The organism is Hymenobacter sublimis (assembly GCF_023101345.1).
Classification (GTDB): Bacteria; Bacteroidota; Bacteroidia; order Cytophagales; family Hymenobacteraceae; genus Hymenobacter; species Hymenobacter sublimis.
In genome coordinates this window covers 1182500-1200338 of sequence record NZ_CP095848.1, presented here as the reverse complement: position 1 = coordinate 1200338, position 17839 = coordinate 1182500, and the positions used below count along the sequence as shown (strand labels likewise).

The 17839-nt window shown below is 60.2% G+C and carries 12 protein-coding genes; 10 read left to right on the top strand and 2 right to left on the bottom strand.

The window, feature by feature from the left end:
- Window positions 1-180: 180 nt before the first annotated feature.
- Together MWH26_RS05090 and MWH26_RS05085 are read right to left on the bottom strand one after the other, a co-directional pair.
- Complete coding sequence (locus tag MWH26_RS05090; protein ID WP_247976321.1) at window positions 181-1587, bottom strand: HAMP domain-containing sensor histidine kinase; 1407 nt, start codon at window positions 1585-1587, stop codon at window positions 181-183.
- A 244-nt stretch (window positions 1588-1831) separates the two neighbouring features.
- On the bottom strand, window positions 1832-2512 hold the full coding sequence (locus MWH26_RS05085) for a response regulator transcription factor (RefSeq protein WP_247976320.1): 681 nt from the start codon (window positions 2510-2512) through the stop codon (window positions 1832-1834).
- 281 nt (window positions 2513-2793) lie between these two features.
- Between MWH26_RS05085 and MWH26_RS05080 the strand changes: the two genes are divergently transcribed.
- The 10 genes from MWH26_RS05080 to MWH26_RS05035 all read left to right on the top strand — a co-directional run bounded on the left by MWH26_RS05080 (window position 2794) and on the right by MWH26_RS05035 (window position 17811).
- Complete coding sequence (locus MWH26_RS05080; protein WP_247976319.1) at window positions 2794-3588, top strand: polysaccharide biosynthesis/export family protein; 795 nt, start codon at window positions 2794-2796, stop codon at window positions 3586-3588.
- A gap of 51 nt (window positions 3589-3639) precedes the next feature.
- Complete coding sequence (locus tag MWH26_RS05075) at window positions 3640-6033, top strand: polysaccharide biosynthesis tyrosine autokinase (RefSeq protein WP_247976318.1); 2394 nt, start codon at window positions 3640-3642, stop codon at window positions 6031-6033.
- Between the two features lie 132 nt (window positions 6034-6165).
- Window positions 6166-7809, top strand: coding sequence for a lipopolysaccharide biosynthesis protein (locus MWH26_RS05070; protein WP_247976317.1), 1644 nt, complete (start codon window positions 6166-6168; stop codon window positions 7807-7809).
- Window positions 7810-7811: 2 nt separating this feature from the next.
- Complete coding sequence (locus MWH26_RS05065; RefSeq protein WP_247976316.1) at window positions 7812-8966, top strand: glycosyltransferase family 4 protein; 1155 nt, start codon at window positions 7812-7814, stop codon at window positions 8964-8966.
- On the top strand, window positions 8963-10303 hold the full coding sequence (locus MWH26_RS05060; protein ID WP_247976315.1) for an O-antigen ligase family protein: 1341 nt from the start codon (window positions 8963-8965) through the stop codon (window positions 10301-10303). Before MWH26_RS05065 ends, MWH26_RS05060 begins: the two co-directional genes overlap by 4 nt.
- Window positions 10287-11333: a nucleotide-diphospho-sugar transferase gene (locus MWH26_RS05055; protein WP_247976314.1), complete on the top strand. Its 1047-nt coding sequence runs from the start codon at window positions 10287-10289 to the stop codon at window positions 11331-11333. The genes MWH26_RS05060 and MWH26_RS05055 overlap by 17 nt, the downstream gene beginning before the upstream one ends.
- The gene (locus tag MWH26_RS05050; protein ID WP_247976313.1) at window positions 11330-12628 is read left to right on the top strand and encodes a glycosyltransferase family 4 protein; all 1299 of its coding nucleotides are present in this window, start codon (window positions 11330-11332) and stop codon (window positions 12626-12628) included. Before MWH26_RS05055 ends, MWH26_RS05050 begins: the two co-directional genes overlap by 4 nt.
- A gap of 52 nt (window positions 12629-12680) precedes the next feature.
- Window positions 12681-13520: a glycosyltransferase family 2 protein gene (locus MWH26_RS05045; protein WP_247976312.1), complete on the top strand. Its 840-nt coding sequence runs from the start codon at window positions 12681-12683 to the stop codon at window positions 13518-13520.
- 93 nt (window positions 13521-13613) lie between these two features.
- A complete protein-coding gene (locus tag MWH26_RS05040) occupies window positions 13614-14747 on the top strand; it encodes a right-handed parallel beta-helix repeat-containing protein (RefSeq protein ID WP_247976311.1) in 1134 nt (377 codons plus the stop codon).
- A gap of 670 nt (window positions 14748-15417) precedes the next feature.
- Entirely contained in the window at window positions 15418-17811 is a 2394-nt protein-coding gene (locus MWH26_RS05035; RefSeq protein WP_247976310.1) for a hypothetical protein, read from the top strand.
- Window positions 17812-17839 lie beyond the last annotated feature (28 nt).

The window sequence follows — 17839 nt, the reverse complement described above, 5'->3', positions numbered from 1 at the left end:
CGAGGGGAAGTAGAGAGGTCGGATACTCCGGGCGGCTCCACAGAAACCTACCAGGCGTATGCAAGTCTATGACGCCGTCGTTAAGACCTAATTAAAAGGGAGTTAAAACCAAATTAAAATTATAAATGATTAATTTTCATATACTTATAAAGCACCGCTGTAAGTCGTTAATTCTTCGTTTTAGACTACTGCGGCGGGTAAATCGAGGGTAACGGCTGTGCCTTGCTTCAGCTGGCTTTCTATACTGACGATTCCCCCGTGCAGCTCCATAATTTTTGCCGTTAAAGGCAGGCCGATGCCGTGGCCAGGAACGTTGCGGACTGCTTCGGCCCGGAAGAAAGGAACGAATACCTGCTGCCGGTCGGCCTCACTCATGCCCACGCCCTGGTCGCGCACCACTAGCTGAATCCGGGTGCGGGTGGCCGTGAGCGTGGCTACAACGGGTTCGGTGCAGCCACTGGAAAACTTGCAGGCGTTTTCCATAATGTTCAGGAAAGCGGCCAGCAGCAACGCTTCGTTGCCCAACACGCCATACGGAACCCGGCGCCGGTTATCAGCGGGTTCCCCAAAGTCCAGGTCGATGCGGCAGGTAGGATGGCGGCGGTGCACCTCCTCATGGGCCAGCAACAGCAGCTCATCGAGCCGAACCAGAGTGCGCTGTACCTGGGAGGGGTCGTCGGAGGCGCGGGCAATCTGGAGCAGGCCGTTGGTGAGGTCTTTGAGCAACCGGGCCGCATCGAGGGTACTTTGCAATACGCGGCGGTACTCCTGGGGCGTGCGCTCCTGCTGAAGCAAGGCTACTTCTAACTGACCGATAATGGCCGTGAGAGGCGTGCGCAGTTCGTGGGAGGCGTCGCGCACGAAGGTGCGCTGCCCGGCAAAAGCCGTTTCCAGGCGGTTCAGCAGACTGTTAAAGCGCTGGGCCAGCAACGATACCTCATCTAGCCCCTCGGCTTGGGAAAGGCGGCGGTGCAAGTCGGAAGCCGTAATGCTGTCAACTTCCTGAATAATGCGCTGCATGGGCTTGAGGGCCTGTCCTGCAAAGAAGAATCCTCCAATTCCGACTATTACGAAGGAAGCGAGTAGCCCTGAGAGCAACACGGTAAACAAGTCGTTCATCTTCTGGCGGCTGTCGGCATCGACGGAGGAAGCCACTACCACAAAGTCGCCGCGGGCCGCGTCGCGGTAGAGCAGCCCCACGGTCTGGCGGTAGTCGTCCTCCAGCACTACCTCCCGGCCGGCTTCGCGCACGGTGCGTAGCAGTTCCTGGGGTACTGGCTCGCGCCCGTCGCGCCCTTCCTTGAATACTACCCGGTCGTTGGCATCGAATACGCGCACCTCTTCCTGGGGAAGGGTACGGTAGAACTGCCGCAGGTACCGGCGGTAGGAGGCCCGGCTTTCCTCATCGGCGCGGTTGGTTCCGTCGAGGTAGACGTGGGCAACAATGCGGGCCCGGGCAAATAGGCTCTCACTAAAAAACTCCCGCCGCGAATGGTAGGTGAAGTAGTAAATCACCAGAGAGAACAACAGCAGCGTAACGGCCAGAATAAGGGCAAACTGCAGCGTCAGGCGGGTGCGAATGGTCATGAAGCAGGATGTAGTGGGCAGGCCCGACAAGGAAAAAGCAAGGTAGCACCGAACGACTAAGGGTAGCCCGAGGCAGGAGGGCTCCTGTCGTCAGCATAGCTAGTGGGTGTTGCCAGTTAAGGTCTACGCACACTAAAAAACGCTTATGCTTCGCCGCTGGCTCTGCACAATGTTCCTCGGGTTGACTGTAAGACCTCCTAGCTTCCGGCTGGCCTTTCTACCTGCTTCACCCCTTCTTATACGCTTAGGCTTCTTCCTTCATCACGTAGCCCATACCCACCAGCGTATAGATCAGCTTGGGGGTGAAGTCCTTGTCAAGCTTTTTGCGCAAGAAGTTGATATACACGTCAATGACGTTGGAGCCCGTATCAAAGGACGTTTCCCAGACGTGTTCCAGAATGTCAACCCGCGATACTACCCGGTTTTGGTTGCGTAGCAGATACTCCAGCAAAGCAAACTCCCGGGCCGTAAGCTGAATCGTTTGGCCGGCGCGCTGCACTACTTTGCGCACGGGGTCCAAGGTTAAGTCGGCTAGGCGCAGCACGGCCTCGGTGGTGGGCATTTCCTGGCGGCGGCGGGTAAGGGCCCGGATGCGGGCCAGCAGCTCTTGGAAGGCAAACGGCTTAACCAAGTAGTCGTCGGCGCCGGCATCGAGGCCCCGGATTTTGTCGTCGGTTTCGCCGAGGGCCGTGAGCATCAGAATAGGCACGCCCGTATCCTGGGCCCGCACCTGACGGCATAGTTCCAGGCCACTCAGGCCGGGTAGCAGATTATCCAGAATCAGTAAATCGTAGGTGCCAGCCTGAGCTAGGCGCAAGCCCAGCAGTCCGTCGGCCGCTAGGTCCACGGTGTGGTGTTGTTCCGTCAGGCCTTGGTGCAGAAAGGAGGCCACTTTGGGTTCGTCTTCAACCAGCAGAATCTTCATGGGCAGGCTATACGCAGCTTAAAGTCAGCAAGGTAGTGTCCGGGGCCAGAAGTAGAGAAATACTGGGCAATTGTAACCAGCAAGGGGTCATTTCCGTTGCCTGTAGCAATACAAAAAATTATCAGAATAATTTAAATATTCCTTGACATTGCGGATTGAATCCAATACGTTTATGGAAATATTCAATGGTAAGCTTATGCCCAAACAACTGATTTAGACTCCTCTGCCAGGTTTTGGTTAGTAGCTGCCTTCTCCCGCTTCACCTCTCTCCCTCCGCTGCTATGCTGTCAATGCTCCGCCGTTTCGGCCGTACTTTTCTGTTGCTGTTTTTGCTAATGCCGCTGATTTTCAGCGGGTGCGTATCTCAAAAAAACCTACCCTACCTGCAGGGGGGCAACTACAATACCCGCACGCCCGTGGCGGCCGACAATGCCCCGCAGCGCTACCGCATTCAGGCTGGCGACGTGCTCAGCATTCGGGTGCAAAGCACTCAGTCCCAACTCAATGAGGCCTTCAATACGGTGGACACTCGCGCCGTGTTCAATGGCGACCCGGGCAACCTCTACCTGACTGGCTACTCCGTAGATGATGCCGGCAATATTAACCTACCCACCGTCGGCCGGCTCAAGGTGCTGGGCCTCACGGTAGAGGAAACCCAGGCCGCCGCCCAGCAGCAGGTAGCCCGCTACGTGCGCGACGCCAACGTACTGGTAAAGCTGCTCTCCTTTAAAGTAACGGTGCTGGGCGAGGTGCGCAATCCGGGCCGCTACTTCGTGTATAACGCCCAGTGCACCCTCCTGGAAGGCCTGGGTCTGGCCGGCGACCTGACCGAGTTCGGGAACCGCCACAACGTGAAGCTCATCCGGCAGACGACCAAGGGCTCGGAAGTGGTGCTAATCAACCTAACCGACCCTGCCCTGCTCACCTCGCCCTACTTCTATCTACTGCCCAACGATGCCTTGTACGTGGAGCCCCTGAAGGCCCGCACCGACCGGGGCAACGCCGGCAACCTCGCCCTGGTTTTCTCCGGCATTTCAGCTGTCGTGCTGATTCTCAATTACCTGAAAGTTTTCTAACGCTACCTCCCGCGCCTTTCCCGCGTCTACCCCATTTAACTACCAATCGGAATGGAATCACGTCCACACACTCCCGCCGATGAACTTGACCTGCACGAGCTGTTTTTTCGGCTCCGTCAGCGCTGGCCCTTGTTCCTGGCGTCGCTTCTGCTAGCCGGCCTGCTGGCCTTTCTTTACCTACGGGTAAAGGAGCCGGTGTATGCTTTCCGGTCAACTATGCTGCTCGGCGACCAAGGCACGGGCTCTAAGCAAGCGCAGGAATTGCTCAAAATCCTGGAAGTAAAGGAGAAGGGCACCAAGATGGAAGACGAAATTGGGCTGCTGACTTCCGCCGACATGGTGGGTCAGGCCCTGCAGCGCCTCCCCTTCAATGTGCAGTATTTCGCCGCGCCGGCTACCTGGCTGAACAGCTTCCGGGATGTGCAGGTGCGCGAGCGGCCCCTGGGAGCCGTGCCGTTCCGGCTAGTACCCGACCCCTCCGCTCCCCAACTCACGGGCGTACCTATTTACGTAGAGCCCCTCTCCGACGGGCGCTTCACCCTGAAAGCCGATGCCGACAAGGGCACTCTTTATAGCCTGCCTACCGGCGAGCTAGTGCGGGAAGTGCTTGATGTGCACCTAAACGAAACGGTGCGGGCCGGCGACACGCTGCGCCACCCCTTGCTCACGGCCGTAGTGCAGGCCGAGCCCAGCTACCCAGCCGGCGGTACGGCAGAGCGCTATTTTGTGCTGCTGCGCGACCATGTCAGCCTGATTGGCGAGTACTCCCAGCATTTGAGCATCAAGCCCATCGACCGGGAATCACGCATGATCGAGCTGACCAGCAAGGGTAGCGTGCCCCAGAAAGAAATGCAGTTTCTGGATACGCTAATGCGCAATTACGTGCAAAACGACCTGCAGACGAAGAACCTGACGGGCCAGAAAACGGTAGCCTTCCTCGACAAGGAAATTGGTCACCTCTCCGACTCGCTCCGCCGCTCTACGGCCGCGCTCAGCTCCTTCCGAGCCGCCCGGGGGGTAGTTGATGTAGAGGCTCAGTCGGCCCGCGGCATACAGCAGCAGGGCGAGCTGGAAATGCTTCGGGCCAAGGTGGCTACCAACCGCAAGTACTACCAGAACATGCTCAGCTACCTGCGGGCCAGCAAGGGCACCAACCAAATTGTGGCCCCCAGCAGCGTGGGCATTGAAGATCCGGTGGTCAACAACCTGATTCTGCAGCTCACCGACCTGAACAGCCAGCGGGCCGCCTTGGGCGTGAATGCCAGCGCCGAAAACCCCATGGTAACCGTGCTCGATGAACGTATTCGGCTGGCCAAAGAAACCCTGACTCAGACGCTGAACAACATGACCCGGGCCGCCGACATTGCCCTGCGCGACCTGGACTCGCAGCTGGGCCAGGTGCGGGGCACCATGAACCGGATGCCGGAAAATGAGCGGCAGCTGGCTACCCTAAAAAGCAAGACCGACTTCAACGACAAGAACTACCAGTTCCTGATTGAGAAGCGCGCCGAGGCGGCCATTGCCCTGGCCACCAACGCCACCGACAAGAAAATAGTAGACGAAGCCGGCATGAGCGGCGACGGCCCCACGGCGCCCAAACCCGGCGTGGTGGCCCTCATTGCCTTGATAGCTGGCCTAGTGCTGCCCCTGGGCCTGACCTTGCTGCTGGACAAAGCCAATCGCCGCATCCAAAGCAAGGAAGACCTCTCGCGCATTACCAACATTCCAATGTTGGGCGTGGTAGCCCACGGCACGGCTCAAGACAAGGAAAACATGCTGCGCGACCCCAAGGGGCCCATTGCCGAGTCGTTCCGCTCTATTCGGGTGAACTTGCAGTACCTGGCCGCCGGCCTAGACAAGAAGCTGATTGGGGTTACTTCCTCGGTGCCGGGCGAAGGCAAAACCTTCTGCTCCGTGAACCTGGCCTCGGAGATGGCGCAAAGCGGCCGTAAGGTGCTGCTGCTGGAGTGCGACCTGCGGCGCCCTACCGTGGCGGGGTATTTCCAGTTGGGCCAGGCTTGCACTGAACACGGCCTGAGCAGCTACCTCATGGGGCTGAGCACGTTGGAAGATTGCCGCCATGCCTCCGGCGTGCGCAACCTGGATGTGATATGCTGCGGCCCAATTCCGGCCAACCCCACCGAGCTGCTAGAAAGCCCGCGCATGGAAGAACTGCTGGGCCAGCTGCGCGAGCAGTACGACTACGTTATTGTGGATACCCCGCCTACCGGCTACGTGTCAGAGTTCTTCATGCTGCTGCGCCACCTCGACGCCAACATTTACGTGGTTCGCCAGAACTATACCGACAAGGGCCTGATCAGCCACATCAACGAGCTGCACCACGAGCAGAAGATCAAGCACATTTACATGATCATCAACGACATGTACTTCACCAAAACCTACGAGTACCGCCACAAGGAAAAGGTGTACGCGTACGGGTATTAAGAAGGTCGCTCCCCATTCCTTTCCGCTCCCTGCTCCCGCCGGAAGACGCTGGCCGACCCTCCCGCGCCTTCCGGCAAGATTCCCCGCTACCTCTCCCGCGCTGCGCTCAACCCTTTCTACCCGGATAGCCTCATGGCATCTTCTGCATCCAACCTGACCACTGCCGCCGTCAATGGTGTCAAGTGGTCGACTGCGGCTACTATTACTATTTCCTTGCTTCAAATTGGCTACACCGCCACCATGGCCCGCCTACTCACGCCGGCTGCTTTCGGGCTGGTGGCATTAGCCGGGGTTATTCTGCGTTTTGGCTCTTATTTCGCCCAGATGGGCATGGAGCAGGCCATTATCCAGAAGCCTGAAATTACCCGTGCCGATGTGCGGGCTGCCTTCACCTCCTCGCTGGGCCTGGGCATTCTGTTTGCCGGGGCCCTGGCCCTGGGCGCCCCGTTGGCGGCCGGTATCGTGCGGGCACCCGAGGTAGTACCGGTGGTTCGGATGCTGGCTGTAGGCCTGCTCCTGACGGGCTTTAACGCCACGGCCCTGAGCCTGCTGCGGCGGCGCATGAAGTTCCGGACCCTGGCCATTATCGAGGTAACATCTTACGTGGTCAGCTACGCTGCCCTTGGCATTGGACTGGCGTTTCAGGGCTTTGGCGTCTGGAGCTTGGTGGCGGCTATGCTGGGCCAGGGCGTGCTGCTGACCATTCTCAGCTACGCCGCGGAGCGCCACGACCTGCGCCTGCTCTTCGACTGGGAAACCTACCGCCCCCTGGTGGAGTACGGCGGCCGGATGTCGGCCATCAGCTTCCTGGAGTTCCTGACTGGCTCCCTGGATACCTTGCTAATTGGGCGGCTGCTGGGCGCGGCGGCTCTGGGTATTTACAGCCGGGGCTGGATGCTGATTGGCTTGCCGGTGTACCTGCTCACGACCAGCGTTTCGAAGGTCGTATTTCCTTCCTTTAGCCAAATGCAGACCGACCGCCCGCGGCTGAAAACGGTGTACTTGAGCAGCATCACGCTGATTGCGGCCCTGGTAATTCCTATTTGTGCCGGCGCGGCCGTAGCTGCCCCCGAGATTGTGCAAGTAATGCTGGGCCCGAGCTGGGCGGCGGCCGTACCCATTCTGCGGGTAGTGTGCGCCGCTTTTGGCATGAGCATGGTTACCATGTTTGCCGGGGTCGTCTGCGACGCTACCGCCACGCTTACGCCCAAGCTCTGGCTGAATTTGGGCTACGCCGTGTTGCTGACGGGCTTGTTCTACGGGCTGAGCCGCTACGGACTGCTAGGGGTAGCTGGGGCCGTGGTCATCGGGGAAGTTATCCGGACGGTGCTGTACCTACTGCTCATGCGCCGGGTGCTGAATGTTACTGTTGGGCAGGTGCTAGGTTCCTATGTGCCTGGACTTTTGGCCGGGGTGGCCGTGGCCGCCGGCATTGCCGCTACCCGCTTCCTGCTTCCTGCTGGCACGGTGCCGGCTGCCGTGCTGCTCGTGGCCGAAATTCTGACCGGAGCCTTGCTCCTGGCAGGCCTGGCCGTGGGCGCGCCGCCCGCCCGCTTGCGCACCGTGCTACGCCGCCTACTAAGCAGCTTTCAGGGAGGTAGCAGCTCAGACGGCCGCTTCTCGGGGCTGCTGTACGCCTTTTCCCGACGGCTGGCCCGGCTCGATGGCGAGGTGACTCCCGTTCCGGTTTCCGCTTCTGCCCCCACTGCTACCCCGCCCGCCTCGTTGCGGCCGCACTCCGCCCTGCTGCCCGATCCTGAAACTGAACTCGTTTAGTTATGCGCGTACTGTATGACCATCAGGCCTTTACGCTGCAGGATTTTGGCGGTGTTTCGCGCTACCACCACGAGCTGCTTTGCCACGCCAACTGGCAGTCGGAGCTGGCCGTGGCCCTGAGCAACAACCTGTACCTGCGCGACCGGAAATACTCCAACCACCGCACGTTTCTGCCGGATGTGGCGCTGCGGGGCCGCTGGCGGGTGATAAAGCACTTCAACCACCGGGCTTCCGTGCAGGCCCTGCGGCGCGGCGCCTTCGACGTGTTCCACCCTACCCTCACCGACAACGACTACTTTCTGGAGTTGCTGGAGGATCGGCCCTTGGTCATCACCCTCCACGACATGATTCCGGCCCTGTTTCCGCAGTACTATACCAACCGAGACGGAAACACGCTGGAGCGCATTGCACGCCGGGCCAACCGCATCATCACCGTATCGGAGCACACCCGGGCCGACGTGCTGCGGCTGCTGCCCGTAACGCCCGAGCAGGTATGCGTCGTGCACCACGGCCACGCCGACCGGGAATACAGCTCTAGCGGGCCCGCCCTACCCACGCCGGAGCGGTACATATTGTACACGGGTAGCCGCGCCCTGTATAAAAACTTCCGCGTGCTGCTGGAGGGTCTGGCCTTGCTGCCGCCGGCGGTGGCGGCTGGTCTGCACTTGGTGTGCGCCGGCGGAGGTGCTTTCACGGCCGCTGAACAGCAGGAGCTGCAGCGCGCGGGGTGGGCCCGGCGGGCGCACCAGTTCGGGCCCGTCTCGGATGCCCAGCTGAACACGCTGTACCGCAACGCCCTGGCTTTTGTATTCCCTTCCGAGTACGAGGGCTTTGGCCTACCCATTCTGGAGGCTTTCGGGCAGCAGTGCCCCGTGCTGCTTAGCCACGCTTCCTGCTTTCCGGAAATAGCCCAGGAAGCGGCCCTCTACCACCATCCGCACCGGCCCGCCGAGCTGGCCCAGCAGCTGGAGCGCCTGCTCTCCGATGCCCGCCTGCGTCAGGACCTGATTCGGATGGGGCAGTTGCGCCTGCTGGACTTCACCTGGCAGCAAACCGCCCGGCGCACCCGGGCCGTGTACGAAGCCGCCAGCCAGGACATTAACCGGCCGGACCAGTCTTGGCCCGTTGCGCCGCCTATTCCTGCCCTTGAGCTATGAAAATAAACTTACGCTTCCGTCATGTATTGCCCATTCTGGGGGTGATGGCCACGGACCGGGCCTTCAATGAGTTTGTGGTGCCCAACGGCGAAGATCCTTCCCTGGTACTGTATAGCTACGCCATTACGGGCTTCTCCCTACTGCTCATTGCAACCTGTTTTCGCTACCTAAGCCCGGTAATGCGGCGCTGGCTACTGGTTACGCTGGCCGCTACCGCAGTGCTGGCCCTGGAGTCGTACAACGGGTGGGGTACGCCCATGGTCTACCCCCACGTGTTTGCCAAGCTGCTGGCCCTGCTGCCCATTTTCGCCATGTATGCTTACTACCGGCGCCATCCGCTGCCGGCGGGGCTGCTAATGGTGCTACTGCTGGCGGGGCTCGTTATCAACCTAGCATTTTTCCATCCCGATGCCCTGAGCTTGTCGGCGTTTCTGGAGAATGAACGGGGCTTTGATGTGACATCGGCCTTTCTGCTGCTGCTGCCGGCTCTGTACTATTTCAATCAATACCTGAGCCGGGGCGGGCTGCCGCAACTGGCCGTATTCTTTGTTTTGCTGGCCCTGATTGTGTTTCTGCAGCACCGCACCGTGTGGCTGACCACGGCCCTGGCGCTCGTGCTCAACGTCCTGCTGGTACTAACCGGTCGGGTGGAAGGGGTGCGCCTTAGTACAACCCGCCTGATGCCTGTGCTGCTCATGCCCCTGCTCATGGGCCTGCTTGGGGGGGCGGCCCTGGTGCTAGACAACCCCAAAGTGCTCCGCAAGCTCGAAAGCAGCGTGGAGGACATAGAAAACGTGGACAAACAGGGCACGGGTAGCTGGCGCCTGCAGCAGTTTGAAAGCTACCAGTCCTATGTGGAGGAGCACCCTCTTGCCGGTATGCGCCTGGAAGGCTTCGAGCTGCCTGTGCAGTTCTACGGCGACGGGGACCACCCCGTCTGGGCCGACCGCACGGGCCACCACTTCCACAGCTTCTACCTCGACCGGCTATTCTACTTCGGTATTCTGGGGCTGCTGCTAGTGCTGGTTGTGCCCATCTGGCAGCTGTGGAAACGGCTGCGGCAGCGCGTGCCTTTTGACCCGACTACGGCCGCCTTTGTGAGCTACGCCGGCTGCGCCCTGCTCTACGGCGTTTCCTACGACTGGCCTCCCTACCTCTACGGGGTTATTGGGCTGACGCTGGCCATTGCCGGGCCGGTGTCAGTGGCGGCCTTCGGGCCTGGAACTCCGGCAGCTTCGGCTCCTCTCCCCGTGGGCCCGCCCACCGCGGACGGGGCCCCCGTTCGGCTTCCTTATCCTGGTCTTCAAGCTCCTGCCGCGCATGCTGTCCACTCCTGAACTATCCGCTCCGGCCGCCCCGGCTCCGCTGCAAACGGCCGTACTACTGCTCATCTTCAACCGGCCCGACACGACCCGGCAGGTGTTTGAGGCCGTGCGCCGGGCCCGCCCGCCGCGCCTGTACGTGGCCGCCGACGGTCCCCGCGCTTCTCACCCCACCGATGCCGCTACCTGCGCCGCCGCCCGGGCCGTAGTAGCCGACGTGGACTGGCCCTGCGAGGTATTCACGCTGTTTCGGACTGCTAACCTGAACTGCGGGGTAGGCCCGGCCACCGCCCTCGACTGGTTTTTCCAGCACGAGGAAACCGGTATTATTCTGGAAGATGACTGCGTGCCGGCTCCCTCCTTCTTTCGCTTCTGCGAGGAGCTGCTGGTGCGCTACCGCCACGATACCCGGGTGCTGCACATTGGGGGCAATAACTTCAGCCGGGAGGCGCGCCGCCCCCAGCCCGCCGGCGCCGATTCCTACCATTTCTCGACCCAGGTAAACAGCTGGGGCTGGGCTACGTGGCGGCGCGCCTGGCAGCTCTACGATTTTCACCTGCGCGACTACCACCAGCTGGCCGCCGAGGGCAAGTTGCGGGGCCTCTACAGCTCCTGGCTGGAAAACCGCTACCGTCTCAGCAAAATCAGCAGCGTGGTGGGCCTACCGCAGCCACCCGACGTGTGGGACTACCAGTGGCACTTTACCATTGTGGCCCACGCCGGCCTGTGCATAGTGCCGGCCGTGAACCTGGTGGGCAACATTGGTTTCGGGGAGCAGGGCACGCACACGCTAGATGCTACCGACGAGTTTGCCAACGTGCCCACCACGGACCTGGCCTTCCCGCTGCAACACCCCGCCTTTGTGCTGGCTGACTGCCGCCGCGACCAACAGCGCTTCCGGGAGTTTCTGTGGGGCCGCTTGGGGGCCAAGGCCCGGCGCCTACTGGCCCGGGTAGTACCTGAAAAGCCTACCCCTACGCCCGCCTCGGCTGCGTCCCCGGTTTCGTCCTCGTCTCCTCCCGTTCCGCACACCCAACTGATATGAACGTTCTCATTTCAGCCTACGCCTGCAACCCCGCACACGGGGGCGAGGACAGCAACGGCTTCAACTGGGCCTGGCAAACGGCCCAACGTGGCCACCGCGTGTGGTGCATCACCAACCCCGATGGGCGCGCCGGTATTGAGCCGTTTATGGCCGAGCACGGCCACGAGTTGTCCGCTGATCAGCTTCAGTTCTTTTATGTGGCCGTGCCGGCCTGGGTGCAGTTTCTGCACCGCTGGCAGTTTGGCGTGTACCTGCATTATATGGTGTGGCAGTTTCTGGCCTGGCGCCGGGCCCGCCGCATTTGCCAGGAAGTAAACGTTGACTACGTGCACCACGCCACCTACGGCAGCCTGCAGATGGGCTCCTGGATGTGGCGCCTAGGCAAGCCCCTGATTTTTGGCCCCGTGGGCGGCGCGCAGCGGGCCCCGGAGGCTTTTCGGGCTTTTATTCCCGGCTGGTTTAAAACCGAAACCATGCGCAACGTCATCGGCTGGCTGCTAATGACTTTCGACCCGAATGTGCGCCAGACCCTGCGCCACGCCGCGCTGGTGCTGGCAGCTAATACCGAAACGGCCGCGCTGGCCCGGCGGCTGGGTGCTAACCGGGTAGAACTGTTTCTGGACTCCGGCCTACCGGAATCTTTCTTCCTGCCCACCTGCCCGGAGCGGGAAGCCGGGCCCGTACTGCGCCTGCTGTGGTTAGCTCGCCTGTACCCGCGTAAGGCGCTGCTGCTGGTGCTGGACGCGTTGTCAAGGGTAGACAAACGCGTTGCATTTCACCTGACCGTCATCGGCGACGGTCCTCTGGGGCCGCAAGTTCCCGGCTGGATTACCCAGTACGGACTCACGGACCGGGTAACCTGGCGCGGGAGCGTGCCTTGGGCTGAGGTACAAAGTGCTTTTCTTAGTCACGATGCCTTCCTGTTCGGGAGCCTGCGCGACTCCTTTGCCACGCAGTTTCTGGAGGCTATGGCCACGGGCCTGCCCGTAATTACCCTCGACCACCAGGGCGCCCACGATTTTATTCCGGCCGCTGCCGCTATTAAAGTACCCGTGACTACCCCCGCAGCTACGGCCGATGGCCTGGCTCGCGCCGTGGAATACCTCCACGACCACCCGCAGGTGCGCCCTGCCATGGGCCAGGCGGGCTACGCCTTTGCGCGTACCCAAACCTGGGCGGCTCGCACCTACCGACTTATGAAGCTAACCTCGGTTCAGGTGCCGCCGCGCCACGCCTGGCGGGCTCACCACTCAGCGGCCCAGGCGTCGCGGCTGGCTACCGCTCGGCTAGCCTGAGCTACCCTAGTGTACCCTTTTAGACTTCTCCCCTTAGCTTACCCCGGATATCATGCTTTACATTGTCATCCCGGTTTTTAATCGGAAGGAATTCACTCGGGCCTGCCTGGAGTCGTTGCGCGGCCAGACGGAGCAGAACTTTCGCGTGGTGGTGGTAGATGATGGCTCCACTGACGGCACGGATCAGATGCTGCGCACCGAGTTTCCGGAGGTACTCATTGAGGAAGGCGACGGAAACCTGTTCTGGACGGCGGGCGTGAACCTGGGCATTCGGCGGGCCCTGGCCGAGGGCGCTACCCGCGTCATGACCCTTAACAACGATGTACTCACAGCCCCCGACTTTCTGGCTCGTATGCTGAGCTGGGCCGAGCGCCACCCCACGGCCGTGCTAGGAGCCCTGGAGCTAGACGTAACCACCGGCCAGCCCGTGTACGGGGGCGAAACCCTGGATTGGCGTACCAACACCCGCCAGGACCTGCTGGAAATTTTGCCCGCTGAGCAGCGCCGCGGCCTGCACCCAGTTACCTACCTGCCCGGCCGCGGCCTACTGATTCCGCGCCTCGTGCTGGAAACCATCGGCCTCTTTGATGAGAAGCGCCTACCCCACTACCTCGCTGATTTCGACTATACCAGCGTGGCCCGTCGGCACGGCTTCCCGGTTTACTGCAATTACGACGCCCAGCTCAGTACCTACCCCGAGGAGAGCGGCCAGGAAATTACCCGGCGCCAGCGCAGTTTGCGCGGCTACTACCAGCATCTGTTCGGGATTCGGGGTGGCGGCAACCTGCGCAACTTCACGTATTTCAGCCTCAAGAACTGCCCCCGGCCCTACCTCCCCTACTTCCTGCTGAATGGCTACGCCCGGCGGTTGGTGGGCTACTTTCTGCATTAGTACCTGAGCAGAACTGGTTAGGGGCGCTTATCTACTCTTTATTCTTTCTGCTTGGTGCTTTTTTCCTCCTTATTACGGCTCTTTGGAGCAATCATGCTGCTGTTGGTGGGTAGCCGGTGCACGCTGGCTGGTCAGGATGCCGTGTTGGTTATTACGCGCGGTGGCACGTACTCCGGCCGCTACGAGAGCAACAGTTCCGAGCGGGCCTGCATTCGCATTGCTACCACCGAGCCGGTTATCCTGGAAAATTGTGTGCTGCGGGGGCCTGGCCGGCTGATTGACGCTACCACCGGCGGGGCCCGCCTCACCGTGCGTAACTGCCGCGGCTACGGCCTCCCCCCCACCATCGACAACCAGGCCCGGGGCCGTTTTCTGGAAATTAACAGCGGCGTGAGCCTGCGGGTAGAACACAATTACCTGGAGCAAACAGCTGGCATGCTGGCCTACCAGTGGAGCGGCGACGGCTCGGCAGCCCAAACGCTGACGGTGCGCTATAACTCCGCCCGTAATATTGACGGCCGCTACCGCAACGGTGGCGGGGCCCACGTGAGCTTTTTGCAGCTCAACGAGGTGCACGGCGTGGGTCACATCGACATTAGCTGGAACCAAGTAATCAACGAGCCTAATAACAGCTTGGTCGAGGATAATATCAACCTGCACAACTCCTCGGGCACCGCCACCAGCCCCTTGCGCATCCACGACAACTACATCCAGGGAGCCTACCCGGTGCCCGCCACGGCCCCCAAGTTCACTGGCTCGGGCATTACCATGGACGGCGACGCCTCCTCGGCCCTGACCACCACAGCCTACGCCGATGTTTACCGGAACCACATCGTCAGTACCTGCAATGCGGCCATGAACATTGCGGCCGGTCACCACAACGTCTTTCACCATAACCGAATGATAACCAGTGGCCTCCTACCCGATAGCACTCGTCTGCCATCCACTTATTCAGGAGCCTCTATTTTTAATTTTTACCGCAAGCCAGCCACGGTTTTCTTCGCCAACCGGATTGAGAATAATACCATTGGCTTCGTGAGCTGGGGCCGTAACTCCCCTAGCCCCGACCGGCACGATTTGAGCACGGGTGCCTGCGCTGAATGTACGGGCACTACGCATCTGCCCGGCCCAATTACCCTGCAGCTGGAGCAGCAGGAATTAAAAAACTGGCAGGCTAGATTGGCCCAAACGGGCCAGGTTGCAGGGACCACCGCTACTACGCCCTAACTGCCTCAGTACGTGCTGAAAGACCTCGCTAAAACGGTAAAACGCTGATTGCCAGCCAAGGCAATTTCCAAATGCCCGAATTTTATACAATCAGCCTGTCAGCTACGGACAGGCTGATTTTTTTGTTACACGAAGGTTGTAAATTAGAATAATACAATATCTTTTCTTTCACTTGGCCTTTGTGTTTTCAATCTATTGTATACATTTGCATTGAACCCAAGGAATCAATATAGTACTTTTCACAGTCTAGTATTGAGCAGGTTCTTCCTCAGGTGCCCGAATGCCTCAGTTTCCAACATTCGAATTGCATCTAATGGAGAACCGAAAGTTCAGGGGCCTACATTGGCCTCTGGTGGCTGTAAATGGAACGTGTAGTGAGATAAACAGGTTTGCCACAGACAATTCAAGCCTAGCCTAACAAGCTAAACGACAGTACTGGTTGCTTCGAGGTAGGGTTGAAGCATGCACCAGGCGCCGGGTGCCGCTCTTAAACCCAGCCAGTACTGCTTAGCTTACGGTGGCCGACTTGCCAACTCACAAATAGCACAAATTCTATCCAGCTACCTGGAACGAATTGACTTAAGGGGAAATGTCAACGCTCATTTCTACCTGGTTTCTTTCTTTGAAGGCTCACAGAATGCAAAAAGCCCTCGGACCACATTTTTTCCTGATGACTCAACGCAACCGCTCTGGCGCCCGCTTCCTGTCTCTTTCGGCAGCTGTGCTGTTCCTGCTTACTCTTGCCCCAACTTTCGGTCATGCGCAGGGCCAGTATCCGACCAACATCACCTATTCAGCCCCAATAACCATTACCCAAGGGGGTACTTACACCGGCAACTTCCGCAGCACGGACTCCAACACGCCCTGCATCCGGATTCAGACCACGCAGCCCGTAACCATTAAAAACTGCGTGCTGGTAGGCGCCGGCGACCTGATTGACGCCAAAAACGGCGGCTCTACGCTCGTTATCACCAACAACAAGGGCTACGGCATTCAGCAGAGCGCTGATAACCGCCGCCACGGGCGCTTTGTAGAGGTGAACACGGGCCGCTCGGTTCGCATCGAGAACAACTACTTTGAGCATACGACCGGCATTGCCGTGTATCAGTGGAGCGGCGACGGCTCGGCCAACGGCACGCTAACCGTGCGCTACAACTCCGCCAAGAATATTGATGGCCGCTACCGCAACGGCGGGGGCCAATACGTACAGTTCTGCGGCCTGAACCAGGTGCGCAACGTGGGCAACATCGACATCAGCTGGAACCAGGTGGTGAATGAGCCGAATAACAGCTTGGTAGAAGACAACATCAACTTCTACAACTCCGGCGGCACCCAGCAAAGTCCGGCCCGCGTGCACAACAACTACGTGCAGGGCGCCTATCCCTACCCCGCCAACAGCAGCACGTTCACGGGTACGGGCATCACTACGGACGGCGACGGCTCCTCGGCCGCTACCACCACAGCCTTCCTGAACGCCTACGAAAATCAGTTCGTGTCGACTTGCAACTCGGCCATGAACCTGGCGGCTGGCCACGACATCAAGTACTACAACAACCGCATGGTAACCAGCGGTCTGCTGCCCGATGGCTCGCGCCTGAATGCTACCTACTGCGGCACGTCCATCTTCAATGCCTACCAGCAGCCGAGCAGCGTGTTCTACAACAACTCGGTTAGCAACAACACCATCGGCTATATCAAGTGGGGCTACAACTCACCCATGAGTAACCGCCACGACCTGAGCAACGGGGCCTGCTCGAACTGCACGGGCACGACCCACATGCCCAACCCCATCACGCTCCAGTCGGAGCAGGCGGAGCGCACGTTTTGGCAGCAGAAGCTGCAGCAGAACAACATTGTAGTGGGCGCTGATGCTACTAACAGCACCATTGCCTCTCCTACGCCTGCTCCGGCACCTGCTCCGGCCCCGGCACCAGCGCCGGCCCCAGCTCCTGCTCCTACCAATGCAGTGTTTGTGCGCGGCATTAACGTAAACGGCGGCGCTACTACCATTGATGGTCAGGCCTGGCAGGCTAGCAGCGCCAGCGGCATCAGCATGAACGGTCACGGCGCTACGGCCCCCAGCCTGGCACTGAACCCCTCCACTGAAGCGGCCCGCACCGAGATGTTGCGCACCTTCCGCTACTCCAACGCCTTTGACATCAAGATCGGCAGCCTGAGCAGTGCTACTTACTCCGTGTACCTGTACGTGGTTGAGAACATGAACGCGAAAACCTACAGCGTGCAGATGGAAGGCAAAACCGTGCAGAGCAATTACAACAGCGGTCCGGTGGGCACCTGGCGCAAGCTCGGTCCCTTCACCGTAGCCATGACCGATGGTACGCTCAACATCACGACCACGGGCGGCCACGCCAACCTAGCAGGTATTGAAATCTGGCGTCAGGGCACCAGCACGGCCACTACCACGGCCCCCGCCCCGACTTCTATGCCTGCTCCGACTTCCATTCCCGCTCCGGCTCCTACTACCGTCACGGCCGCTACCTTTTTCCGAGCCATCAACCTCAACGGAGCCACCGTTAGCATCGACAACAACGCCTGGGAAGCCAGCACTGCCCCGAACTACACCACCAATGGCACGCCCTTCGCTAACCAGGGCATCAGCCTCAACCCGGTAGCTACCACGGCCCAGGCCGACATGATTCGCTCCTCGGTGTACTCGCGTAACCTGAACTTTACCATGAGCAACGTGCCCAACGGCTCGTACGAGGTGTACGCTTACATCTGGGAAGATAACGACGCCCAGACCGTGAGCATCAGCGTGAATGGCCAGGCGGCCCTGAACAACTATGACACGGGCTCTGCTGGTGCCTGGAAGAAAGTTGGTCCCTACGTGGTGGCCGTAACGAACGGTACCATTCAGCTGCTGGGCAGCGGTGGCGACATCAACCTCTCGGGGGTGGAAGTTTGGCGCCAGAACGCGGCCACTGCCTTCCTACCGGTAACGCCCGCCCGCGCGGCTCAAGCCTTTGCCCCGATGGCTACAGAGTTGAATCCGCTGACGGGTGGGGGTAGCGCCCTGGCGCTTCTAACACCCACGTTTGCCTAACTTCCTGCTGCCTCAGTTAAGCAGCGCG